This window comes from Pseudomonas sp. AK-TSAG1-1 (assembly GCF_056821665.1).
Genome location: NZ_CM165965.1, coordinates 792449 through 815244 on the forward strand (window position 1 = coordinate 792449; position 22796 = coordinate 815244).

The following is a 22796-nucleotide window of genomic DNA, read 5'->3' on the forward strand; positions in this document are numbered from 1 at the left end:
ACCGATGGCAAACACTCTGTGGCAACGGTTCGGCGCAATCCTCGGCGGGTTCTTGCTGCTGGTGCTTTCGGGGTGTTCTCCGGTCAAGGTGCTCAATGCGCTGACACCCGATGACACGTTCCAGAGGACCGCTGGCATTGCTTATGGCGATGATCCCCGACAGAAACTCGACGTCTATGTGCCACGGCAGCCGCTGGAAGATGCACCGGTGGTAGTGTTTTTTTACGGTGGCAGCTGGAACAGCGGTGATCGCGGCGATTACGCTTTTGTCGGCGAGGCGCTGGCGTCGCGCGGGATTGTCGCGGTGCTGGCGGATTATCGGCTGTACCCGCAAGTGCGCTATCCACTGTTTCTTGAGGATTCGGCGCGGGCAGTGGCCTGGACCCGGGCCCATATCCGCGAGTTCGCCGGCAACCCGCAGCGCCTGTACCTGATGGGCCACAGTTCCGGCGCGTACAACGCGGCGATGCTGGCGCTCGATCCTGACCTGCTTGGCGCGGTAGGCATGTCGTCAAAAGACCTCAGCGGCTGGATCGGCCTGGCCGGGCCGTATGATTTTCTGCCGATCAAGAACGCCGACGTGCGCCCGGTGTTTTTCTGGCCGAACTCACCGCCGCAATCGCAGCCGATCAATCACGTCAGTCGCGGCGCTCCCCCGGCGCTGCTGATCGCCGCGACCAGGGACAATCTGGTCAACCCGACGCGCAACACCGCAGGCCTCGCGCGCAAACTGCGCGAGGCGGGCGTACCGGTGCAGGATTTGTACTACGCGCGCCCCAGTCATGTGACGCTGGTGGCGACCCTGTCGCGGCCGCTTCGACGCCTGGCGCCGGTGCTGGATCAGGTGGTTGCGTTCGTCAGACACACGCCGGCTCAGTGAGCCGTGCCGCTGAACCAGCCATCATTGCGGCGCAGCCACAGGGCCAGTGCGCCGAGGGTCAGGCTGCGCAATACCATGAACAACAGAAAAGTTATCCACAACCCGTGATTGCCCAACCCCTGCAGCGCCCAGGCAAACGGCAACAGCAGCGCGACGGTCAGCAGCATGCCGTTGCGCATTTCCCGGGCGCGGGTGGCGCCGATGAACAGGCCGTCGAGCAAATAGCTCCAGACTGCAATCAACGGCAGCACGGCCAGATAGGGCAGATAGATGAACGCGGTGTCGCGCACGCTCTGGATATCGGTCTGCATTTCGATGAACAGATGCCCGGCGAACAGAAACAGCGCGGCGAAACCGAGGCTGGCCAACAGCGACCACCCCCCGGCCACCACCAATGAGCGGCGCAGGGCGAGGCGATCGCGGGCGCCGATGGCGTGTCCGCACAAGGCTTCGACCGCATGCGCCAGGCCGTCCAGTGCGTGGGCGGTCAACAGCAGGCCGTTGAGCAGCAGGGCATTGGCTGCCACGGTGGCATCGCCGAGTCGCGCGCCTTGCACGGTGATCAGGAAAAACACCGATTGCAGCGCCAGGCTGCGAATGAAAATGTCGCGATTGACCGCCAGCAGCGGGCGCCAGCTCTGCCACACCTTCAACGCCGCCCAGGCGATGTGCCCGGGATAGGCGCGCAATGCGCCGCGGGTCAACCACAGGCCGAGCAGGGCGCCGCTCCACTCGGCGATGACCGAGGCCCGGGCCGAACCGACCACGCCCCACTCCAGGCCAATGACGAACCACAGGTTGAGGGCAATGTTGATCAGGTTGGTGCTCAGCAGAATCGCCAGCGGCGCCCGGGCGTTCTGGGTACCGAGGAACCAGCCGACCAGTGCGTAACTGGCCAGCGCTGCCGGCAGCCCGAACAACCGGGTGTGGAAGAACTCGCGGGTCAGTTGGTCGAGTTCCGCCGAAGGCTGCATGAAATGCAGGGCCACGCCGCTCAACGGCACGCCCAATGTGCCGAGCACGATCGCCAGCCCCAGAGCCAGCAGCAAGCCTTGCAACAGAATCTGCCGCAACGCCGCGCCGTCGCTGCGCCCGGCGGCCTGCGCGGCAAACCCGGTGGTGCCCATGCGCAGAAAGCCCATGGCCCAGGCGAGAAAGGTGTAGAGACTGGCGCCGACCGCCACGGCGCCCAACTGATGGGCGTGGGGCAGGTGGCCGATGACGGTGCTGTCGACCAGCGCCACCAGCGGCACGGAAATATTCGAAAGAATCATCGGCGCGGCAAGCGCCCAGACCTTGCGGTGAGTCGGGCGGTCGCGCCAGTCGGCAATCAGGTTGGACATGCGGGCTCCTTGGGGGAGCGGGGATTGTAGCGATTCATCGGGTTCGCAGTGCGATCCATTGTGGGAGCGAGCCTGCTCGCCAAAGCGTCAGGTCTGTCAAAGCAGTGCTGAATGACACATCGCCTTCGCGAGCAGGCTCGCTCCCATCGGGAGGCACCGGTGTCAGTGGATGATCCAGCTCAGCAGCCACAACCCCAGCAGCAACCAGATGATCCCGGCAATGATCGACGCATTCATGAACGCGCGGATCGCCGACCACAACAGCATCAAACCGACGATCAGCGCGAGGATGCTGATGATCGAGGTGTCCATGCCCAGCGTCTTGGCCAGACCGTCGACAAAGTTGCCACCGGCGTTGCTCAGAATGTTGAACAGGCCGCTGAGCCCATCGACGATGAAGCGGATGATCGAGCCGAGTGCCTGGCCGAGCCATTCGAAAAAGCTTTCTACCTGCATGTGTGCATCCTGATGAAAGAGCTGAGCCTTGGGCCACAACGCAGGTGGCCGAGTTCCCTGCAACTATAGAGGGTTTGCACCGAGCTTGTGTGGGAGCGGGCTGGCTCGCGAAGACGGTGTGTCATTCAACTCATCAGTCATTTGACCCACCGCATTCGCGAGCAAGCCCGTTCCCACCAAAAGCACAGCGTGCCCCTTGCCTTCGCTTGGCATCCCCCCGAAGCTATACGCCTTCAGGAGAGCCCGATGAACCTTGTTGAACTGACCGAACGCCTGCACACCATTCGCGATCGCAATGACTGGCGGCAATTTCACAGCCCGAAAAACCTGGCCATGGCCGCCAGCGTCGAGATGTCTGAACTGGTGGAGATTTTCCAGTGGCTGACCGAAGACCAGTCGCGCCAGTTGCCGGCGGACAAACTGGCACATGCCGGGCAGGAAGTCGGCGACATCGTGCTGTATCTGTTGCTGCTGTGCAGCGAGTTGGGGCTGGACATGAATGAAGTGGTGCGCAGCAAGCTCGCCGACAGCGAACGGCGGTTCAGCTGATGAGCGACCGGCATTTCGATCAGTTGGCGACCCGCTTCGCCGAAAAAATCTACGGCGGTGCCAAAGGTGCGATTCGCCTCGCGGTGCTGCAGGCCGACCTCGCCGAAGCGTTGCCGGACCGGCCGTTGCGGGTGCTGGACATCGGTGGCGGCCTGGGCCACATGTCGTTGTGGCTGGCCAAGCGTGGCCATGAGGTGACCTTCACCGAACCGGCCGAGCCGATGCTCGAAGGCGCTCGTCAGCGCTTCGCCGAGGCCGGGCAAACCGCGACATTCATTCAGGCGCCGTGGCAGGAACTGCTCGGTCAGCTCACCGAGCCGTACGATCTGGTGATCTGCCACGCGGTGCTCGAATGGCTGGCCGAACCCCACGCGATCCTGCCGGTGCTGCATCAATTGACCACGCCCGGGGGCTGGCTGTCGCTGGCGTTCTACAACCGTGATGCGCTGATTTATCGCAACCTGCTCAAGGGCCATTTCAAGAAAATGCGCAAGAACGTCATGGCCGGCGAAAAGCAGAGCCTGACCCCGCAGCAGCCGCTTGATCCACGGGAATTGGCGACGCAACTCGAAGGCTTGTGGCAGGTCGAAACCCAGAGCGGGGTGCGGGTTTTCCACGACTATATGCCGGTGGAATTCCAGGCCCGCGTCGAACTGGCGGACTTGCTGGAAATGGAACTGGCGCACCGTCGTCACCCAAGCTTCGCCGGGCTTGGGCGTTACTTGCACTGGATCTGCCGGCCGATCTGATCGGAGCACTACATGAAAGCACAATCGGGGTTATTGCTGATCTGTCTGGGGTTGGCCGCCTGCCAGGGCAGCAACCCCTACGTGGCGCAGTCGCGGCCTTTGCCGCCGGCGCCGCCGCAAGCCGCCACCACGTTCGACCGCAGTGCGTATCCGGCACCGCCGCGCGATTACGGGCGCTACCGCAGTTGGGCCTGGCTCAACGGCCAGTTGCCGCCGGGCACGGCGTGGGCCGATTCGGCGCAAGTGGCCGAGGCCGTCAGCAACGCCCTCGACCAGCGTGGCTTGCGCCCGTTGCACGACAATCGTCCGGCCGACCTGTTGGTCAGTGCCAATCTGCGTCTGGAAACCCGCCTGCGTCAGGTGCAGGACGATTATGGTTACGGCGGATACAGTGGCTATGATCGATACGGGCGTGGTTACGGCATGTACAACAGCGTGCCGATCGTTCGCACTTATCAGGAGCAGGTTGTCGTGGTGCAGGTCAATCTGTTCGACGCCGGCACCGGTCAACCGGTGTGGAGCGCCAGCGCCGAAACGGCCAACCAGGGCAGCCAACTCGTGCGCACCGACGCTATTCGCGAGGCTTTGGAAAAAGCCATGTCGGCTTATCCGCCCAGCTAAACTCCAGGTGAGAACGCTTCGCAGGTTCATGCCTTCAACCGGAGAAAAACCATGTTCCGCCGTCTCGCTTTACTGGCCATGGCCGCGCTGCTCAGCGCCTGCGCCGCCAACCAGGTCAACCATGACTTCGACGCCAGCCGCGACTTTGCTGCGTATCGCAGCTGGAGCTGGAAAGAACCCGCGCTGCAATATCGCCCGGATGATCCCCGGATCAAAAGCGACCTGACCGAGCAACGGATCCGCCAGGCCGTCAGCGATCAACTTGATCAGCGCGGTTTGCGTCCCGCCGCAGCGGGGGCCAAGGGCGACCTGAGCGTGCAGACCTATCTGATCGTCGAGGATCGCCAGCAGCAAGTGACCACCAACTACGGCGGTGGTTGGGGCGGCCCGTGGAACGGTTACTGGGGGGCGCCGATGTACAACGAAACCCGCAACATCACCTACAAGGTAGCGACGATCCAGATCGACCTCCTCGACGGCAAGGACGGCAAACTGGTGTGGCGCGGCAGCGATGAGCAAATGCTCAGCAGCACGCCCAATCCGCAGGATCGCAGCAATGCGATTCGCGAAACGGTGGGCCGGATTCTGGCCAACTACCCACCGCGCTAAGCCGGTGTACAAAACGGGAGCCCCAGCGGCTCCCGTTTTTTTTGCCCACCACAAATCCCCTGTGGGAGCGGGCTTGCTCGCGAAGGCGTCGTGTCAGTCACCTCCAATGTGAATGACACGACGTCTTCGCGAGCAAGCCCGCTCCCACAGCGGATCTTCATCATTGCGAAGTGGCGCGTTGCCAGCAGTCTCGCTCAGCGCCGTCTACACTCAAACCCACCATCGGAGGTAGCGCTCGGCAATGCGCCGGCAAAGGAGTGCGCCATGTCGCCTCGTTCGCAGTTCAACGGCCCGGCCCGGCAACACGGGGCGATCGGGTTGATGGCGGCTGCTACCCTCAGCCTGGCATTGGTATTGATGCTATTGGTGGTCGATACGGGGCGGCTGTACATGGAGCAACGCAAGTTGCAGCGGGTGGTCGACAGCGCCGCGCTGGAAGCCGTCAGTCGTGGCGGCAATTGTCAGTCAGGCCTGACCGCAGCGGCTTACGCCGGGCAAAGCGCCGTGCGCAATGGCTACACCGTCGATGCCAACAACACCCTGGCGACCACTTGCGGCAGCGTGCAGACGGCGGCCAGCGGACTGCGCGCATTCACTGTCGATGCGACTCAGTCGAGCGCGATCAAGGTCGCCGCCAGCCGCACGGTGACCACCAGTTTTGCCGGTGGCGTACAAGCGTTGTTCACAGGCTCCCCCGTCAGCCTGAACACCACGCTCAATGCCTCGGCCGTTGCCGCCTTGCCGATCCCGACGGTGGCACAACTGAACATTCGCAGCACGCTGGCGAGCATCAACACCGCCCAGTCGAGCATTCTCAATCCATTGTTTTCCGGGCTGCTCGGCGGCAACGTCAACCTTACCGCACTGGGTTGGGACGGGCTGCTCAATACCGACATCAACCTGCTCAGCTACCTCAATCAACTGGCGATCAACCTCAACGTGGCCGCCGGCAACTACACGCAACTGCTCAATACCCAGGCCACGGTCACCCAGCTGATTCAGGCGGCGGCGACGGTGGTACAGCTCAACGGCGCGACCGCCACGGTGATCACCGCGCTAGGGCAATTGCAGGTTGCGGCGATCAACGCCGCACCGGTCAAACTCGGCGACATCCTGCAGTTGCAGACCGGCACCACGGCGGCCGGGCTGGACGCCAACCTGCAACTGCTGCAATTGATTCAGGGCGTGGTGCAACTGGCCAACAGCAAAAGCGCGGTGGCCGCGACCTTGCCGATCAGCGTGCTGGGGCTGGCGAACGTCACGGTACGGGTCAAGGTGATCGAGCCGCCGCAGTTTTCGGCGATTGGCGACCCGGCGCGTGCCAAGGCCAACTCGTTGGGGGCGGACCGGATTTATGTGCGCACGGCGCAGATCCGCACGCTGCTCTCGGTGAATCTGCCGGTGCTGTCCGGGGTGACCGGGCTGCTCAATGCGGTATTGGGGCTGGTGGGAACGTTGACCCCGACCCTCAATGCCCTGTTGAGCCTGAATCTGGTGGCGACGCTCAATTCGGTCGGGTGTCTGCTCGGCGCCGGTTGCCAACAGCTGGATCCGCAGCTGTTGCCGTCGCCGGAAATCGACATTGCCCTGGATGCCGGCGGCGCGATCAGCTACGTCACCGACTACAGCTGCCCGGTCGGCACCACGGGCACCAAAAGCCTGACCGCTCACACCATCACCTCGATCGCGGACCTCAAGGTCGGCAAGATCGACCCGACCAACGCCTTTTCCTCGCTTGCCGAACCGACGGTCACACCGTTGCCACTGGTCGATCTCGGCACCGTCACCTGTCACAAGATTCTCGGCATTGGCAGTTGCGACGAGAGCACCCACGTCCAGTACGGGGCGGGCGGCATCGCGATCATGGTCAACACCAGCGTCGCGCAAAATACTCAGGACCTGGTGTATTCCAGCGGCACGCCGTTCGCCACTCCGGCCAACCTCAAACTGGCGCCGAGCGTGATTTCCGCAGCGCCGTCGAGCAACATCGTCAATAGCCTTGCGAACACTCTGGCGGGGATCAATCTGATCGTTTACAAGCCGCAGGGCAGCAACCCGCTGGGGGCCATCGTGACTGGCGTGGCCAGCCTGATCAGCGATGTCACGACCATCCTGCAACCGCTGATTACCAACCTGCTCAGTCCGTTGCTCGATCCGCTGCTGAACAACTTGCTCAAAGCCCTGGGCATCAACCTGATGGACGTCGATGTCGGCGCCAACATGACCTGCGGCCAGACCGGCAAGGCCTATCTGGTGATCTAGACCTCCGGTGCCACTGGCAGCTCAATGCAGAAGCGTGCGCCTTCCACCGAGTTGCGCACGCTCAGATGGCCGCCCATGTTTTCGATGATGCCGTAACTTACCGACAGGCCCAGCCCGGTGCCGACGCCCACCGGTTTGGTGGTGAAGAACGGTTCGAAAATCCGCTCCAGCAAGCGCGGGTCGATGCCGCCGCCGTTATCCTCGACCCACAGCCGCACCTTGTGCTCATCACGCTCGGCATAGATCGAGATCCATGGCTTGAACGTTGAATCCTTCTCGCGTTTGCTGAGCAAGGCATCGCGGGCGTTGACCATCAGGTTGATCAGCACCTGTTCCAGCTGATCGACATAACCGCGTACCTGCACGCTAAAACCGGTTTCGCTGATGCGCAGGTCCACGCCCTTGCCGCGCATGCCCTCGGCCAGCAACGACAGCGTGCCCTCGATGGCCGAGGCCGGGTTGAACAGTTGCTGCTCGACCTCCGAGCGACGACCGAACACGCGCATGTGATCGACCACTTTTGCCGCGCGCTGCACCTGGGCGTCGATGCGGTTGAGTTTGTCGGTGAGGTAGTCGATCTGCACATCGCCGTTGCCCAAGCGCTTGAGCACGTTGACGATGGCCATGCGCATCACGTTCAGCGGCTGGTTGATTTCGTGAGCGAGGCCGGTGGCCATTTCGCCGAGGGTGGCCATTTTTGCGCTTTGCGTGAGCTGCTGCTGCGAGCGCCGCACCTCGGTGTTATCGCGTCCCACGGCCTGCACTTCGAGCAGGTGCCCGCGTTCATCGAACACCCCGCGATCAGACCACACCCACCACGCATGTTCGCGCCCGGGCAGTTGCAGGCTGATTTCGGCGGTGCTCACTGGCTGCTCCGGGGTCAGCAGCGCCAGGCGTTGCACGAACGCTGCGCGTTGTTCGTCGGACATCCAGCTGCCCAGATCGACGCCCGGCAATTGCTCCGGCGTGCATTCCAGATAGGTCGCCAGCGGCCGGTTGCCGAAGGTCAGCGTCAGGTCCGGGCGATAGCGGCAGATCATCGCCGGCGAGTCTTCCACCAGAATCCGATAGCGCTCTTCGCTGTGTTTGACCTGTTCGGCTGCGAGGGTCGCTTCGGTGACGTCCAGCCACAGGCCGACGGCTTCGACCGGCAGGCCAAGGTCATTGCGCAGCAGCTTGGCTTCGTCGAGCAGCCAGTGGTAATCGCCGCGCGCGTCGCGCAAGCGATAACGCGCGCGCACCGAACCTTCGCGCAACAGCTGTCGGGTGCGGGCGAAATACAGCTCGCGGTCTTCGGGATGAATGCGTTGCGCCCAGTCGGTGGTGTTGCAATCGTCCAGCGTCCAGCCCAGCAGGGGTTCCAGGCTGGCGCTGAAAAAAGTCGGGATCAGCGCGCCTTCGACGTAGCGCTGGACATAGATCACCGCTGGCGAGCTGGCGATCAGGTTGTCCAGTCGCGCATGGGCGGCTTCGGCGCGTTGTTGCTGATTCTGGATGTCGCTGATATCGAGCATGAACCCGACCAACCGGCGCTGTTCACCGGTGCCGGCGACCTGTCCCTGTACGCGATACCACAGCGATGTCTGTCCGGGGCCGGGACGGTGCAAACGAACGTTCAGGGTCAGGGCCTCGCCGTGCAGTTGCAGGGCGTGCAGGCGGCTGCGCAGTTCTTCGCGGTCGGCCGGATGAATCAGCGCCAGCCACTCCTGCTGCGAGATTCGGGCACGCTCGGCAGGCAACACATCAAGCAGCGACGGTGCCAGCAGCACGTCGTCGCCGAGCATTTCCCACCAACCAGTGTCGAGCAAAGTTTGCAGCGATTCGAGGCGCTCGGTGTATTGATGATGTTGCTGGTCACGCAGGCGGCTGAGCAACGGGCCGGCGAGGGCGCTGGTCAGTGCCATCCAGTCGCGGTCGCTCAGGTACGGCGCGGCGGTGTCCACGGTGTAGAAGCCGCAGAGCAGCCACGCCATCACCCCGCGATCATCGCTGTAAGGCACGGCGAAACCATCGGCGTTGCCGAACGTGGCTTCCACCCGCGCGTGCTCGTACAGACCATGATGCGCACCGAGACGCTGCGGCGCACTGCCGTTGAGGCTGTCGAGCGGCGTGCCCAGGCGCTGGCCGTCCTGCCACAGCAGCGGCGCATCGTGGGCGCGATATTGCTCGAAGATCCGCCAGCCCTGTTCCTGTTCGTCGAGCAGGGCGATGGCCAGACACGGGATGTGCCAGCGCTGGGCGATGGCCTGCAATTGCTCGCTGACTACCACCGGCAGACGCATCAGGCTGCAGGCGCGCAGGTGTTCGCTGATCTGCCCGGCGAGGGCCTGACAGGATTCGCGGTGACGCGATTGCTGACGTTCCTGCAGCAGGTCGGCGATGTCCAGCAGTTGCAATACCCAGCCCTCGGCCAAAGGCTGCACCCAGCCGCGCAGGTGCAAGGTCTGATCGCTGAGGCCGGGGAAGTCCAGATCAAGCATTTGCCCCTGCCAGTCCCGAGGGCGGCCTTCAATTGCCAACGTGCTGTGCGCCAGTAAATAAGCCGATAGCGGCAACGGTGATTCGTGGGGCGGCTGTTGCGCCAACTGGTGGCGCAACGGTCCGGCCATCTGCAATACGCCGCCGTCGTTATCCAGATGCAGGTGCAAACCCAGCGGCGCAGAGCCGAGGTGGTCGGGCAGTTCATCGGCAGGTGCTGGCGCGCGTTTGAGCAGGCGCCCGAACAGATTATCGCCGGAGGTCAAAATTTCAGGCTCGACGTGGCGGTGAGGTTGGCGGGCAGGCTGGGTACGGCGCCCACGCCCGGCAACACCAGAAACGGGATGATCTGATTGAGCTTGCTGGTGGGGTAGTTGACGCTGACCGTCAGTGTGCCCTGAGTGGCGTCATACACCGCTGAGGTATCGACGCCCACTACCAGGTTCAGCGTTGATGTCCATTGCAATTGCTGGGTCAACGCGGCGTTGGCGGTGCTCACCACCACGGAGGCATAGCCGGGAGTATTGGGGTCGACCGCGACGCTGCGGCGCACCGCTTCGGACGTCGCCTCATTGAAGCTCTGCATCAATAGAAACGGCAGGCTGTAGCTGACCAGCGCGTAGAACACTGCGAAAAAAATCACGAATACCAGGGCGAACTCGATCGCCACTGCGCCTGCCTGTGATTTTGCGAAGCCGGTTTTCATGACTGCGTCTACCCTGACGTGCACTGCGTAGTATCAGCATAGAATCATTCAGCAAAATCGGACGGATTTAACCGGATGCAGAGTTTAGTTCTCCTGATCTGGCTAGCGCTGTGCGCAACCCAGGATGCCCGTCAACGGCGTATCTCCAATGTGCTGACATTAGGTGCGGGAGCGCTGGCGCTGATTTACCTGTGGGTGACCGGCACGACCTGGCTCGGGGCCGATGTGCGGGCGGGACTCTGGGCTGGCGTGATCGCCCTGCTGCTGACCGTACCGGGCTATTTGATGGGGCGAATGGGCGCCGGGGATGTGAAATTAATGACAGCCATGGGTCTTGCGACGAACGGTTTGTTCATTCTTTGTGCGTTTATCGGCGCTGGCGTCGCCAGTCTCTTGTGGCTGCTCGTTGCGCCAAGAGTCTGGCTTCATATGAGTCAAGGACTTAGGCAACATCTTCGATATTTAGAGCCTGGAGCGTCAAAAAAGCTGCCATTTGCACCGTTCGTGCTGATGGGTGTACTGGTCTCGATCCATTGGATCCATTAGTCGCCAGTTGCCACTAGTCCTATGTACATAGTCGGAAAGTGCGTCTACTTTCAAATGAAGTCGTTACACCGCCAAAGTGTAGAAAAAGTCAGCTTTGGCCCGAGCAATGGAGTAGTTCGTGAACAAGCTTACGTCTGCGGTAAAGGTGCTCGTGGTCGATGATCAACCGCTGATCGTCGAAGAGCTGTGCGAGTTTCTCGAAAGCAGCGGCTACCGCTGTGTGCCGTGTGAATCCAGCCAGCAGGCGATCGAGCGTTTCAGCGAAGACGCCGAAATCGGCCTGGTGCTGAGCGATCTGCATATGCCGGACATGGACGGCATCCAGTTGGTGCAGGCGCTGCAACGTATCAGCGGCAAACATCGGGTGTTCGAAGCAATCATGCTCACCGGTCGCGCCGATAAACAGGATGTGATCAAGGCCCTGCGCGCAGGCATCGCCGATTACTACCAGAAGCCGATCGATCTGGATGAACTGCTCGAAGGCGTGAAGCGTCAGGAAGCGGCCCTGCAGGAGCGGCACAAGAATGTGCAGTTGGGCCACCTGAACCAGAAGCTGCAATTTCTTTCCGAGTCCATCGACGATCTCTACCAGGACCTGGACAAGGTTCGACGCAGTCCGGCGGCGGTGGTCAGCGATATGCTCGGCGGCGATGCTCACGAGGCGGAACAGGAGATCCCGGCGATCTTCAATCAGTTGTCGCCACGGCAACTGGATGTGGCGCGTCTGGTGGGCAAAGGGCAGACCAACTATCAGATCGCCTGTGAGTTGGGCATCACTGAAAACACCGTGAAGCTGTATGTCTCGCAGGTGTTGCGCCTGACCCACATGCACAACCGCACGCAGTTGGCATTGGCGCTTTCCCCCAGCGCTTCGGCGGCTCGTCAGCGTGTAACCGCACACTGATCCCGATTGCCTGTCCATCGCGGGTAGGCAGTCAATTCTTCCAAAAACACTTCGCCTGAATTACCCGGCCTGCGTCTTCGGTTTGGGGAACAGATTGTCCAGGGTTTCCAGCAGGCGCACGTGGTAGATCGGCTTGCGAAACAGGTCCAGCACCTGCAGGCGCAGCATGTCGCTGACGTCCTCCATGTCGGCGTGCCCGGACGTGACGATGACCGGCAGATGCTGGCGCGAAGTGTGTTCGCGCAGGCGTTTGATCAGCGACATGCCAGACTCCTCCGGCATGCGCAGATCGGTGATCACCAGGGCGATATCCGGATGCCGGGTGAGGTGATGCAGGGCGAGTTTCACCGATGTCGCGGTGTGGCAGACAAAGCCTTCGCCCTCCAGTAACTCGGCCAGCTCAAGCAACGCGTCCTCTTCATCGTCAACCAGAAGCAACTGTTGGCGGGGTAATGAGGAAGCAGTCATGGGCAATCCCTGAGAAGCTGAAAGTGCAATCGAGTGTAGCGCGACATTCGCCGGACGCGACTCACATCAGGGCGTCTGCACCGGAGCTGTCTGCGCAGTACCGCCGAGGGACACCAGTACGCTGTTGAAAATCGCCAGCACCTTGGCCCCCACCGGTGTCACGAACACCACGACCACCACCGCTACCATGGCCACCACAATCGCATACTCGATGGCCGAGGCCGCTTCAGTACTCGCCAGGAACGCCCGGGCACGCATCAGCAGATATTCAAGAGCCATGAACATTCTCCTTTGCCCCGGCCTGTGACCGAGCGCTGGAAATTCAGGGACCTCGTCAATGCCCGGGCGCGCTATTACTCATTCGCGCACAGGCACTGAAAGGGAAGGGAGGGGGAGCGATCAAGGCGTAGGCCGGACCTGTGCCGTGCCGCCGAGACTGGTCAGGACTGCGTTGAAAATCGCCAGTACCTTATTGCCGACAGGTGTCACAAACACCACGACGACCACGGCTACCATTGCCACCACGATTGCGTACTCGATTGCCGATGCCCCTTCCTCGCTTTTGAGAAATACGCGGGCTCTGGCCAACAGATATTCGAGAATCATACGTCCACTCCTTTGCGCCTCTGGCGCCGATCCTACGCTACAGCGGCATGTTTTCACCGTGCTATCAGAGCATTGTCAACAAACCCCCGGTCAACAACTGTAAGAACGAATTAATCACAAAGGATTAACCGGATCGTTAGTCGACCCTGTCCCTACAGTTAATTGGCCAAGACTCATACTTTAGTGAGTTATTTTCCTGTCAGTAATGGCGTTTTGGCTCGGATCAGCTAGCTTGGAAATAGCGAAATAGTTGCATGTTCATAGCTGCCTGATCGCGAAAAATTCTCTCATCAGGAAGTACAGGCTGTCGGTGCAGCAGGAAAGGGAGATCCGTCATGAACAGTCGCGTCACCATGGCCCTTGCAGCAGTGCTGCTGCTGGGAGCAATCATCGTCGGTTACTGGGGCCTGGTCCTCAGTCGGCAGCCGGCGCCCGTTGCCCAGACGCCTGCCGCTCCGGCAGTCGTCGTGGAAAAAACCGTCGCCGCCGCCGAAGACCAGACCCGCCAGCCGGTGGTCGTGCTGTTGCACGATGTCCCGCCTTTTACCCCGTTGACGGCTGCCGATGTGGCGCTGGAAAAGCTGCGCAGTGCCCCGGCCGGCAGCCTGTCCAGCGTCGATCAAGCAGTGGGCCGTACCCCTTGGCGGCACCTGAGCGCCGGCACTTGGCTCAACGATGAAAGCTTCGAGGCCGGTGGATCGCTGGCGCGGATGATCCACAGCGACGAGCGCGCTCTGACCGTGGCGGTGGATGAGGTGATCGGCGCTGCCGGGCAACTGATTCCCGGTGACTACGTCGACGTCCTGCTCTATCTGCGCCAGGACGCGAGCAACCTGCAGCAATCGGCGCAGATCGTCGTGCCGGCCATGCGCGTGCTCGGCGTCGGTGAACAATACGGGCTGACCAACGACGGCCAGCCTGCCAGTCCGGCCCTGAGTGCAGACGACAAACTCAAACAGGATCAACGCCGGATCGCCGCGCGCACCGTGGTGCTGGCGGTACCAGAACAATTGCTGAGCCGGATGATGCTCGCCACCCAGGTCGGCACATTGCGCCTGGCCGTGCGCAGCAGCGAGGAGCAGCGCCTGGCCAAATACTGGGCCGGAGAAAAGCAGGCGCCGGCTCATCTGGACAACGCCAACAGCCAACTCTTTCAGTTCACGCAACTGGCCCTGGGCGCCGCGCCGAAAGCGCCGTCCACTGGCGGCCATGCGCGCACGCCGATGGAAGTGATCCGCGGCAATCAGGTTTCCCAACAAGCCCCATGACTGAGCAAGGATCCACGTGCATGCAGAGTCGATTCAGGCCGATAGTAAAACCTGTAGTCCGGGCCTTGATACTGATGGGACTGTCGATGAACGCGGCCATCGCGGCCACGGGCAATTGCTCGGCGCTGGGCCGTATGCCGGCGGTGATCGAGATCGGCGAAGGGTTCCAGCAGGACATCCAGTCGCCGGTGGCAATCACCCGCGTGGCCATCGGCGACCCGAAAATCGCCGATGTGCATGACACTGGCAGCGCTTCGTTTTTGCTGACCGGTGTGGCTCCCGGCGCCACCAGTCTGATGGTCTGGACCTCGTGCTCCAGTGAGCCGCGTCAGAGCATGGTGTTCGTTAAAGGCAGCGCCACCGCGGCATTGACCAGCGCCAGCAGAATGCCTTCGGATGATCCGACGTTGCCCTCGCAAGTGCAGACCGACATTCGTTTCGTCGAAGTCAGCCGCACCAAACTCAAGGAAGCCACGGCCTCGCTGATCGGTGTCCGCGGCAACTTCCTGTTTGGCTCACCGAACACGCTGCCGAACGTCGGCGGCGTACCGACGCCGAAGTTGCCGGTGGACAACGGTCAGTTCAACTTCTCGTGGATCGGCGGCAAGACCATGGCGATCATCAATGCGCTGGAAGGCAGTGGCTTCGCCTACACCCTGGCGCGGCCGAGCCTGGTGGCGCTGAGCGGGCAGAGCGCAAGTTTCCTTGCCGGTGGTGAAATCCCGATTCCGGTGCCCAGCTCCGGCAGCGACACGGTGACCATCGAGTACAAGGAGTTTGGTATCCGCCTGACCCTGACCCCGACCGTGATCGACCGCAACCGCGTGACGCTGAAGGTCGCCCCGGAAGTCAGCGAACTGGATTACGCCAATGCGATCACCATCGCCGGCACCCCGGTGCCGGCCCTGACCGTACGGCGTACCGATACCAGCGTGTCGCTGGCCGACGGCGAAAGTTTTGTCATCAGTGGCTTGATCAGCACCTCCAACACCTCGCAGGTGAACAAGTTTCCGGGGTTGGGCGACATCCCGGTGATTGGCGCGTTTTTCCGTGACTCGCAGATCAAGCGCGAAGAGCGCGAACTGTTGATGATCGTCACCCCGCACCTGGTGCAGCCACTCGCGGCGGATGCGCAACTGCCGTCGCTGCCGGGCGAGAAACTGCGCAACTACGACCCGAATTTCTACCGCATGTTCTTCCTTGAAAACGGTAACTTCGACAAGCGCAGTGGGTTGTCCCAATGAACCAGAACCTGAGCCAGACCTTTCTTGCGATCACCCGCAACAGCACTGATCTGGAGTGGCTGCAAGGCGCTCTCGCACCGCTGGGGCAAGTAGTGAGTGCCGGGGCCGGAAGCCTGGATGAGTTGCTGGCGCTGGTGGATGTCACCTTCGCCAGCCTGGTGTTCGTGGGCCTGGATCGTGACCATGTGGTGGCGCAGAGTGCATTGATCGAGGGTGCACTGGAAGCCAAGCCGATGCTCGCCATCGTTGCGCTTGGCGATGGCATGGACAATCAATTGGTGCTCAATGCCATGCGCGCCGGTGCCCGGGATTTCGTGGCATACGGTTCGCGGGCCAGTGAAGTCGCCGGGCTGGTGCGCCGCTTGAACAAACGCCTGCCACCGGTGGCCACCAACACCCAGCTCGGTGGCCTCACTGTGTTGTACGGCACACAGAGCAATTCTGACGGCGCACTGCTGAGCAACCACATGGCGCAGGTGGTACAGAAAAGCGGCCAGCAAACCCTGCTGCTGGATCTGGGCCTGCCCCGTGGCGACAGCCTGGCGCTGCTCGGGCTCGAGAGTTCGTTTCACTTCGGCGATGCCTTGCGTCATTTGCGCAGGCTCGACACCACCCTGATCGACAGCGCCTTCACCAGCACGGACGGGGGCCTGCGAATACTGGCGTATGCCAGCAACGACGAGCCGCTGGAAAGCACCAGCGCCGCCGAGCTGTACATGCTGCTCAGCGCCTTGCGTCAGCACTTCCAGCACATCGTCGTGAACCTCACCGGACAGTCCGACAGCGAAGCCTTGCGCACGTTTGTCAGCCATTGCGACAAGCTGCTGTGGTACACCGATCAGAACGTGATCAACTGCCGCCGCAACCTCGCTGTGCTCAATCTGTGGCGCGAGAAAGGCATGAAACTCGACCACGCGCGTTTGCTGGTGGACGGCTATCTGGGCAGCGTTGCACCGGATGCCGAGACCCTCGGCAAAACCTTCAACCTGGAAGTGATCGCGGTGCTGGCGGCCAACGCTGAAGTACGCCTGAACGCCAAGAACCAGGGCGTCAGCCTGTTCGAACTGGCCCCGCGGGAAAAACTCACGCAAAGCCTGCGCACCCTCGGCGAGCGCCTGGCCAAACGCTCCGAAGGACTGAGCAAACCCAAGGCCGTCACCTGGTTCGATCGCTTGCGAGGCACCTCATGAGCGCGGAAAAACTGTTCGGCGCGGTGCAACATGGCCCGGCCGGCAACTCCGATCACGAAGGCCTGAAGCTGGTCCTGCACCGCTACATCATCGATGCCATCGAGGAGTCGGGGAAAAACCTGCTGGAAGGTTCGCGTCAGTTGCTGGCGCAGTTTGTCACCGACAAGGTTGCCGAATACATCGCCCGTCTGCACCTGGCGATTTCCCGTTACGAGATGGAGCGGCTGGCCGAAGAGATCGTCGACGAACTCACCGGCTTCGGTCCACTGGAAGTGTTGCTGCGCGATCAGTCGGTGACCGAGATTCTGGTCAACGGCCCGCACCGGGTATTCATCGAGCGCGACGGCGTGCTGCACCAAAGTGACCTGCGTTTTATCGATGCGCATCACGTCGAGCGGGTCATGCAACGAATTCTTGCGCCACTCGGGCGCCGCCTCGACGAGTCCTCGCCGATGGTCGATGCGCGTCTGCCGGATGGCAGTCGGGTCAACGCGATCATTCCGCCGATTGCCCTCGACGGCCCGTGCCTGTCGATCCGCAAATTTCGCAAGGACATGCTCAAGAGCAGTGACCTGATGGCGATGCAGACCATCGATCTGGCGATTTTCGAATTCCTTCAAGAGGCGGTGGGCAAGCGCTGCAACGTGCTCATCAGCGGCGGCACCGGCACCGGCAAGACCACGCTGCTGAACATTCTCAGCCAGTTGATCAACCCGCACGAACGGCTGGTGACCATCGAAGACGTCGCCGAACTGCAACTCGGCCACCCGCACGTGGTACGCCTGGAAACCCGTCCGCCGAATGCCGAGGGCCACGGGGAGGTCAAGGCCAGCGACCTGATTCGTAACGCCCTGCGGATGCGTCCCGACCGGATCATCCTCGGCGAGATTCGCGGTGTCGAAGTGGTCGATGTGCTGACAGCGATGAACACCGGCCACGACGGTTCGATGAGCACCGTGCACGCCAACAATGCGCAGGATGCGTTGTTGCGTCTTGAGACATTGGTGGGCCTGACCGGCCGTTCCATCGCCGAGCGCACCTTGCGCCAGATGATCTGCGCCGCCCTCGACGTGATCATCCAGCTGACCCGCATGCCTGACGGCCGGCGCTGCGTCAGCGAGGTGGTGGAAGTGGTCGGCATTCGTGAAGACGTCTACGTCACCAACACCCTGTTTCGTCTGGATCGGCGTACCGGTTTCGGCTTCCTGCGCGAAGCGGTCAACCCGGCTGGCGACAAGTTGCGGCACGAGACGAACCTGGGCTGACAGCATGGGACGCACATCATGATCGGACCGGCCATTCTCATCCTGCTTTGCCTGATCCTGCTCGGGCTGTCGATCTGGCTGTTCCTGCACGGTGTGCAAAAGACCAGCAACGAGCGTGTGCTCAACCGCCTCGCGGCAGGACAGCCACAACTGGTCGCGCCAAAGCCGACCTGGGTCGGGCTTGAACGGATGTTTCTGCGTGCCGGGCTGGGCCGTCCAACCGAACGCTTCGGCCTGTGGCTGACCTTGTGGGGCGTGGCGATGGCTCTCGGTTATCTGCTGGCGAGCTGGATCGGTTTGCTGACGATGCTGCTGGCGCCGCCACTGGTCTTGCGTCTGTACATTTCCTGGCTGTACCACCGGCGGATCAGGCGCATGATCGAGCAGTTGCCGCAGTTGCTCGACCACACCGTGCGCAGCCTCAAGTCCGGACGCACCTTGAGTGATGCGGTCATGGGCAGCATCGAGGCGAGTGACGATCCGCTGAAAAAAGCCATGGGTCGGGTGCAGCGCAACGTGCAACTGGGCGTCAATCTACCGGATGCGGTCAGTGACTTTGCCGAGCTTTATGAGCAGGACGAACTGCGCATGTTCGCTCTCGGGCTGAAGGTCAACCATCGCTACGGCGGCAACGCCAGCGAGTTGCTGGAGAACCTGATCAAGCTGATCCGCGAGCGAGATCAGGGCGCCCGGCAATTGCGCGCGCTCACTGGCGAGACGCGCATGACGGCGTGGGTGCTGGGTTCGCTGCCGGTGATCCTGGTGAGCTATTTCATGCTGACCAACCCCGGCTACATGTTGGGTATGTGGCATGACTCCGGTGGCCAGACCATGTTGATCATCGCCGTGGTGTTGCAAGTGACCGGCTGCCTGGCGCTGTGGCGCATGTTGCGGAGTGTTTGAAATGGTCTATCTCGCTGCCCTGATGCTGCTGCTCGGTGCCCTGTTGCTGGTGGTCAATCACGTGCTGACGGAGCGGCGCCGGATACGCCAGGTCAACCAGCGGTTGCAGGGCCATCTGGTGCGTGAGAACCGTTTCGGCCATTGGCTGCGCGCCTTGGGTAGCAGCCGGTTCGGCCAGCGTTCGGTGAGCATCGACAGCGAAACCCAGACCTTGCTCAGCCGCCTCGGCTGGCGCCGCGCCAGTGAGCGCTCGCTGTACGCCGCCTGCCAGATCGGCACGCCGTTGCTGGCGCTGGGGCTGGCGATCTTTCTGCAGGAAGTGTTTTTCCCCCACGCGGCCAACGGCTGGCTGGTGCCCATGTTCGCCGCAGGTGGCGGGTACCTGTTACCCAAGCGGTTGTTGGCGTATGCCGCCGGGCGTCGGCAGAAAACCATCGCCGTGGAGATTTCCACGTTCATTCCGCTGTTGCGCATCCTGTTCGAGTCCGGCATGGCGGTCGAACAAGCCTTGCGCGTGCTCAGCCTGGAAGGGCAAAAACTGCTACCGGAACTGACCCGCGAACTGCGCCTGATTCTGGCGCGGGTCGACTCGGGGCTTGAGCTGGGACAGGAACTGAACAAGGCCTCGGTGATGCTCGCGGTCGATGAATTCACTGACACCTGCGTGATCCTGCAGCAACTGATTCAGCAGGGCGGCGGGGCGATGAAATCGCTGCTGGCGCTCAAGCAATTGCTCGATGATCGACGCCTGACACGACTGCAGGAATACATCTCGAAGATGTCGGCGAAGATGTCGGTGGTGATGATGCTGTTTCTGTTTCCTGCCTTGCTGATCGTATTGGCCGGTCCGGGGTTCACCGCGATTACCCGGGCGTTTGCAAACTGACGTTGGCTCATGGAGAGCGTTTGATGAAAGCACTGATTGTCGTGGCAAGTCTGTTGATGCTCGGTGGCTGTGCCACCGACGGCCAGGCGCCGTGGTCGGCAATGCTGGCGCCGACCAGTTGCAGCAAGCTCGATTCCGAGCAGGAACTGGCCCTGAACCTGGCGGACGATCTGGCCAATGACGGCAAGCTGCACGCCAGCCTGGCCAACCTGCAAAGCCTGCCCGAAAACCTGGCTGAAGTGCGCCTGCGCAAGGCCAGGGTCTATCGGTTGCTCGGGCGCAACGAAGCCGAGCCGCTGTACCGTGGCCTGCTCGGTACTTGCCTGACGGCAGATGCCGACCATGGCCTGGGCCAGCTCTATGCGGCCCGTGGCGACAACGGCCAGGCGCAGGCGCACTTGCAGCGCGCGGTACGTCTGGCGCCGACCAATGACAAGATTCGCAACGACCTGGGCGTGGTCTACCTCAATCAACTGCGCCTTGAAGACGCCCGCTTCGAGTTCCTCACCGCCATTGAACTCAAGCAGAGCGATCAACTGGCGCCACTGAATCTGGTGACCTTGCTGCTGTACCAGAACAACTGGCAGCAAGCCGCTGAAATTGTCAGCCGTGCGCACCTGACGCCGGAGCAATTCTCCGAAGCCCAGAGCCGTGCGGAAAAGCTCAAGGTTCCGGCCAAGGCCCCGACGGCGGCCGGCAATCAGGTGGCGGTGGTGGCTGACCCACAACCGTCGACGATCAAGTGACTTTCAGGGAGAACGCCATGAACCTCTTGCACCGTGTGTGCTGCCTGACCCTGCTCGGCCTGCCGCTCGCGGCTCAGGCGATCGACGCCGGACCGGCTTCGGCGCAGCAACAGGAAACCGAAGGCTGGCTAGTGTTGCAAAGCCGCAATCACGCCGCTTCGCCCAAACCGCAAACCGCCACGGCAGCCGAACGGGAACTGGCGATGCAACGCTGGTTGAAGAAGTACAAGTACGAGATTCCGGACTTCTATGACCCGGATGCCGGCGGCAAGATCGAGACTAAAAACTAGCTTGCTTGCGACACCCGGGCCAGACCGTCATCGCCGGCTTGCCGGCGATGACGGTCTGGCTGATGGCCTAAAGCTGATAGCTGAAACTGATGCTGTAGCGCGCCCGACGATTGAACGTATCCAGCGCCTCATCGGACATTGGCTTGGCCGCCTCCAGCGCAATGTTGTAGTACTTGGCATCGCCAAAACGCAGGCCCACCGCTGCCGATGACAGGTCGTTGCTCTGCACCTGCAGTTTGTTGAACCAGGTTTTCGAACGGTCCAGCACCACGTACGGTTGCAGAATGCGTACCCAGTTACCGTCGCGATTGAAGCTGTAGTTGACCTCGTAAGCCGCGCCCCAGCCCTTGTCGCCCGAGGCCTGGTCATCCGGGTAGCCACGGCCGAAATTCTGTCCGCCAAACACCGCGCGTTCACTGTCGGGCAGGGTGTCGTCACTCCAGTACAGCGCCGCCGAAAGCACGCCTTGCCAGTTGTCGAAGAACTTGTCGCTCTGCACCCCGGAGAGTCGCAGACGCAGGAAGTTCAGGTCCAGCGCCGGGTTGTTAGAGTGCGCACCCATGCTGTCGAGGCCTTGGTACAGACCACCGCTGAGAATCCGCAGTTGCCGGGCATCGGTCTTGCGCCAGTCGCCCTCGAACGCGAGGGCGCGCACGTTGGTGCGCTCTTCGATGCTGATCGGGTAGCCGACCACGTCATAACGGTTTTTGTCATCCACCGCATACAGCCGCGCACCGGCGTTGAGCAACTCGTTTGATGCCGCAATGAACGGGTGGCTGACACCGATGGAATAACGGTCGTCTTCCTTGTGCGGCTTGAGTTCGAAACCGTCGCTGGTGAGCACGTTGGTGCCCGGGTCGGCCCGGTAGCGCGACGCAAACAGGCTCAGTTGCGTACCTTCACTGTTGAGGAACTGGTTGTAGTCCAGGCGGTAGTAATGTTCGTGATCATCCCCCGGCGGAAACAGTCCGCTGAGGGTTAACTGCTCGCCCATGGCGGTCTGCGAGTTGCTGCTGACCCCCAGCAGTGCCTGGGTGCCGTTGCGGTTGTCTTCGGTGGTGCTCATGGTGCTGGTGAACGGTTTGCGACTGGCCTGGGCAACCAGCGTTGTCGCGCCGTCGGTGGTGCCGGGTGGTGGTACTTGCGCCTGGATGGTGACGCCGGGGATGCGGGTCATCAGAGTGGTGTAGCGTTCGAACGTCTTGCGGGTCAGCGGCCGCTCGGCCTGGATTTTCGCCGCCAGTTCGTCGAGCAGGCCCTTGACCCGGCCGACATCGCCCTGCACCTGGACATCGCGCACATAACCTTCGACCAGTACCACCCGCGCCACACCATCGTCGAAGCGCTGTTGCGGCAGGAAGGCATAGGACAGCAGATAACCGTCCTTCTGATAGCGCCGGGTGATGTCGCGGGTGGCTTCGATCAGAGCGGCCAGGCTGGTCTGATGGCCGATCAGCGGTTTGTAGACTTCGGCCAGTTCGTTGAGCGGGTAGATCGTTCCGCCTTCGATCTGCACGGTCTTCAGATTGATTTTGGTCTCCATCAACAACGGCTGCGCGGCGGCCGCGCCAGGTTCGGGGACTTGCAGTGGCGCGGCGGCCGGGCGGTAGGCATCGGCCGGCAGGTTCGGCACGGGCAGGTTGCGGGTGGTTTCGTTGCTGTTGAGAAAACTGGGCAGGGTGTCGGCGAGGGCGGCGGAACTGAGACTGAGGAACAGCAAAGATGCCATTACGCGCATAGGACACTCCATGGTCAGATCACAGCGCTGGACGGAATTTTTTCCTAAGAAAAAAGCGGAAGACTCGTGGGAGTCTTCCGCCCTCAACC

The 22796-nt window shown here is 62.0% G+C and carries 24 protein-coding genes; 16 read left to right on the top strand and 8 right to left on the bottom strand.

What is annotated here, in order from left to right:
- Positions 1-4: 4 nt before the first annotated feature.
- Complete coding sequence (locus AC1UK9_RS03450) at positions 5-880, top strand: alpha/beta hydrolase (RefSeq protein WP_482579419.1); 876 nt, start codon at positions 5-7, stop codon at positions 878-880.
- Here the strand turns inward: AC1UK9_RS03450 and AC1UK9_RS03455 are convergent.
- Both AC1UK9_RS03455 and AC1UK9_RS03460 read right to left on the bottom strand, forming a co-directional pair.
- Entirely contained in the window at positions 874-2223 is a 1350-nt protein-coding gene (locus AC1UK9_RS03455) for an MATE family efflux transporter (protein WP_473014376.1), read from the bottom strand. The two genes, AC1UK9_RS03450 and AC1UK9_RS03455, sit on opposite strands and share 7 nt — an antisense overlap.
- Before the next feature lie 162 nt (positions 2224-2385).
- A complete protein-coding gene (locus AC1UK9_RS03460; protein WP_007963021.1) occupies positions 2386-2679 on the bottom strand; it encodes a hypothetical protein in 294 nt (97 codons plus the stop codon).
- 246 nt (positions 2680-2925) lie between these two features.
- Between AC1UK9_RS03460 and AC1UK9_RS03465 the strand changes: the two genes are divergently transcribed.
- The 5 genes from AC1UK9_RS03465 (at position 2926) to AC1UK9_RS03485 (ending at position 7469) form a co-directional block, all read left to right on the top strand.
- Positions 2926-3228 carry a MazG-like family protein gene (locus tag AC1UK9_RS03465; RefSeq protein WP_262159173.1) on the top strand — a complete coding sequence of 101 codons (303 nt, stop codon included), beginning with the start codon at positions 2926-2928 and terminating at the stop codon, positions 3226-3228.
- A complete protein-coding gene (locus AC1UK9_RS03470; RefSeq protein ID WP_482579421.1) occupies positions 3228-3977 on the top strand; it encodes a methyltransferase in 750 nt (249 codons plus the stop codon). The genes AC1UK9_RS03465 and AC1UK9_RS03470 overlap by 1 nt, the downstream gene beginning before the upstream one ends.
- Positions 3978-3989: 12 nt before the next feature.
- Complete coding sequence (locus tag AC1UK9_RS03475) at positions 3990-4598, top strand: DUF4136 domain-containing protein (protein ID WP_473014378.1); 609 nt, start codon at positions 3990-3992, stop codon at positions 4596-4598.
- A gap of 51 nt (positions 4599-4649) precedes the next feature.
- A complete protein-coding gene (locus AC1UK9_RS03480; protein ID WP_025111746.1) occupies positions 4650-5207 on the top strand; it encodes a DUF4136 domain-containing protein in 558 nt (185 codons plus the stop codon).
- A 264-nt stretch (positions 5208-5471) separates the two neighbouring features.
- Positions 5472-7469: a pilus assembly protein TadG-related protein gene (locus tag AC1UK9_RS03485; protein ID WP_482579424.1), complete on the top strand. Its 1998-nt coding sequence runs from the start codon at positions 5472-5474 to the stop codon at positions 7467-7469.
- Here the strand turns inward: AC1UK9_RS03485 and AC1UK9_RS03490 are convergent.
- On the bottom strand, positions 7466-10213 hold the full coding sequence (locus AC1UK9_RS03490) for a PAS domain-containing sensor histidine kinase (RefSeq protein WP_482579426.1): 2748 nt from the start codon (positions 10211-10213) through the stop codon (positions 7466-7468). The two genes, AC1UK9_RS03485 and AC1UK9_RS03490, sit on opposite strands and share 4 nt — an antisense overlap.
- The gene (locus AC1UK9_RS03495; RefSeq protein WP_025111743.1) at positions 10210-10653 is read right to left on the bottom strand and encodes a TadE/TadG family type IV pilus assembly protein; all 444 of its coding nucleotides are present in this window, start codon (positions 10651-10653) and stop codon (positions 10210-10212) included. The genes AC1UK9_RS03490 and AC1UK9_RS03495 overlap by 4 nt, the downstream gene beginning before the upstream one ends.
- A 75-nt stretch (positions 10654-10728) precedes the next feature.
- Between AC1UK9_RS03495 and AC1UK9_RS03500 the strand changes: the two genes are divergently transcribed.
- Both AC1UK9_RS03500 and AC1UK9_RS03505 read left to right on the top strand, forming a co-directional pair.
- On the top strand, positions 10729-11199 hold the full coding sequence (locus AC1UK9_RS03500) for an A24 family peptidase (protein WP_482579429.1): 471 nt from the start codon (positions 10729-10731) through the stop codon (positions 11197-11199).
- 118 nt (positions 11200-11317) lie between these two features.
- Positions 11318-12103 carry a response regulator transcription factor gene (locus AC1UK9_RS03505; RefSeq protein ID WP_025111741.1) on the top strand — a complete coding sequence of 262 codons (786 nt, stop codon included), beginning with the start codon at positions 11318-11320 and terminating at the stop codon, positions 12101-12103.
- A 60-nt stretch (positions 12104-12163) separates the two neighbouring features.
- Here AC1UK9_RS03505 and AC1UK9_RS03510 read toward each other — a convergent pair whose 3' ends face one another.
- The 3 genes from AC1UK9_RS03510 to AC1UK9_RS03520 all read right to left on the bottom strand — a co-directional run bounded on the left by AC1UK9_RS03510 (position 12164) and on the right by AC1UK9_RS03520 (position 13177).
- Positions 12164-12571 carry a response regulator gene (locus AC1UK9_RS03510; RefSeq protein WP_025111740.1) on the bottom strand — a complete coding sequence of 136 codons (408 nt, stop codon included), beginning with the start codon at positions 12569-12571 and terminating at the stop codon, positions 12164-12166.
- A 66-nt stretch (positions 12572-12637) separates the two neighbouring features.
- Positions 12638-12850: a Flp family type IVb pilin gene (locus AC1UK9_RS03515; protein ID WP_025111739.1), complete on the bottom strand. Its 213-nt coding sequence runs from the start codon at positions 12848-12850 to the stop codon at positions 12638-12640.
- Positions 12851-12970: 120 nt separating this feature from the next.
- Positions 12971-13177: a Flp family type IVb pilin gene (locus tag AC1UK9_RS03520; RefSeq protein ID WP_025111738.1), complete on the bottom strand. Its 207-nt coding sequence runs from the start codon at positions 13175-13177 to the stop codon at positions 12971-12973.
- Between the two features lie 335 nt (positions 13178-13512).
- On the opposite strand from AC1UK9_RS03520, the gene cpaB reads away from it, so the two are divergent.
- Genes cpaB through AC1UK9_RS03560 form a run of 8 tightly spaced genes read left to right on the top strand, consistent with a single transcriptional unit; the run spans position 13513 to position 20969 of the window.
- Positions 13513-14445, top strand: coding sequence for a Flp pilus assembly protein CpaB (cpaB, locus tag AC1UK9_RS03525; RefSeq protein ID WP_482579433.1), 933 nt, complete (start codon positions 13513-13515; stop codon positions 14443-14445).
- Between the two features lie 20 nt (positions 14446-14465).
- Complete coding sequence (locus AC1UK9_RS03530) at positions 14466-15689, top strand: type II and III secretion system protein family protein (RefSeq protein ID WP_025111736.1); 1224 nt, start codon at positions 14466-14468, stop codon at positions 15687-15689.
- Positions 15686-16879: a CpaE/TadZ family protein gene (locus AC1UK9_RS03535; RefSeq protein WP_025111735.1), complete on the top strand. Its 1194-nt coding sequence runs from the start codon at positions 15686-15688 to the stop codon at positions 16877-16879. The genes AC1UK9_RS03530 and AC1UK9_RS03535 overlap by 4 nt, the downstream gene beginning before the upstream one ends.
- A complete protein-coding gene (locus AC1UK9_RS03540) occupies positions 16876-18144 on the top strand; it encodes a TadA family conjugal transfer-associated ATPase (protein ID WP_025111734.1) in 1269 nt (422 codons plus the stop codon). The genes AC1UK9_RS03535 and AC1UK9_RS03540 overlap by 4 nt, the downstream gene beginning before the upstream one ends.
- A gap of 18 nt (positions 18145-18162) precedes the next feature.
- Entirely contained in the window at positions 18163-19047 is an 885-nt protein-coding gene (locus tag AC1UK9_RS03545; protein ID WP_482579437.1) for a type II secretion system F family protein, read from the top strand.
- A 1-nt stretch (position 19048) separates the two neighbouring features.
- Positions 19049-19933 (top strand): type II secretion system F family protein, encoded by an 885-nt coding sequence (locus AC1UK9_RS03550; protein ID WP_482579439.1) that lies wholly within the window; start codon positions 19049-19051, stop codon positions 19931-19933.
- Positions 19934-19956: 23 nt separating this feature from the next.
- Entirely contained in the window at positions 19957-20679 is a 723-nt protein-coding gene (locus tag AC1UK9_RS03555) for a tetratricopeptide repeat protein (protein ID WP_482579441.1), read from the top strand.
- A gap of 17 nt (positions 20680-20696) precedes the next feature.
- The gene (locus AC1UK9_RS03560) at positions 20697-20969 is read left to right on the top strand and encodes a DUF3613 domain-containing protein (protein WP_025111730.1); all 273 of its coding nucleotides are present in this window, start codon (positions 20697-20699) and stop codon (positions 20967-20969) included.
- Positions 20970-21036: 67 nt separating this feature from the next.
- Here the strand turns inward: AC1UK9_RS03560 and AC1UK9_RS03565 are convergent, their stop codons facing one another.
- Positions 21037-22707, bottom strand: a complete 1671-nt coding sequence (locus AC1UK9_RS03565; RefSeq protein ID WP_025111729.1) for a ShlB/FhaC/HecB family hemolysin secretion/activation protein — start codon at positions 22705-22707, stop codon at positions 21037-21039.
- Positions 22708-22796 lie beyond the last annotated feature (89 nt).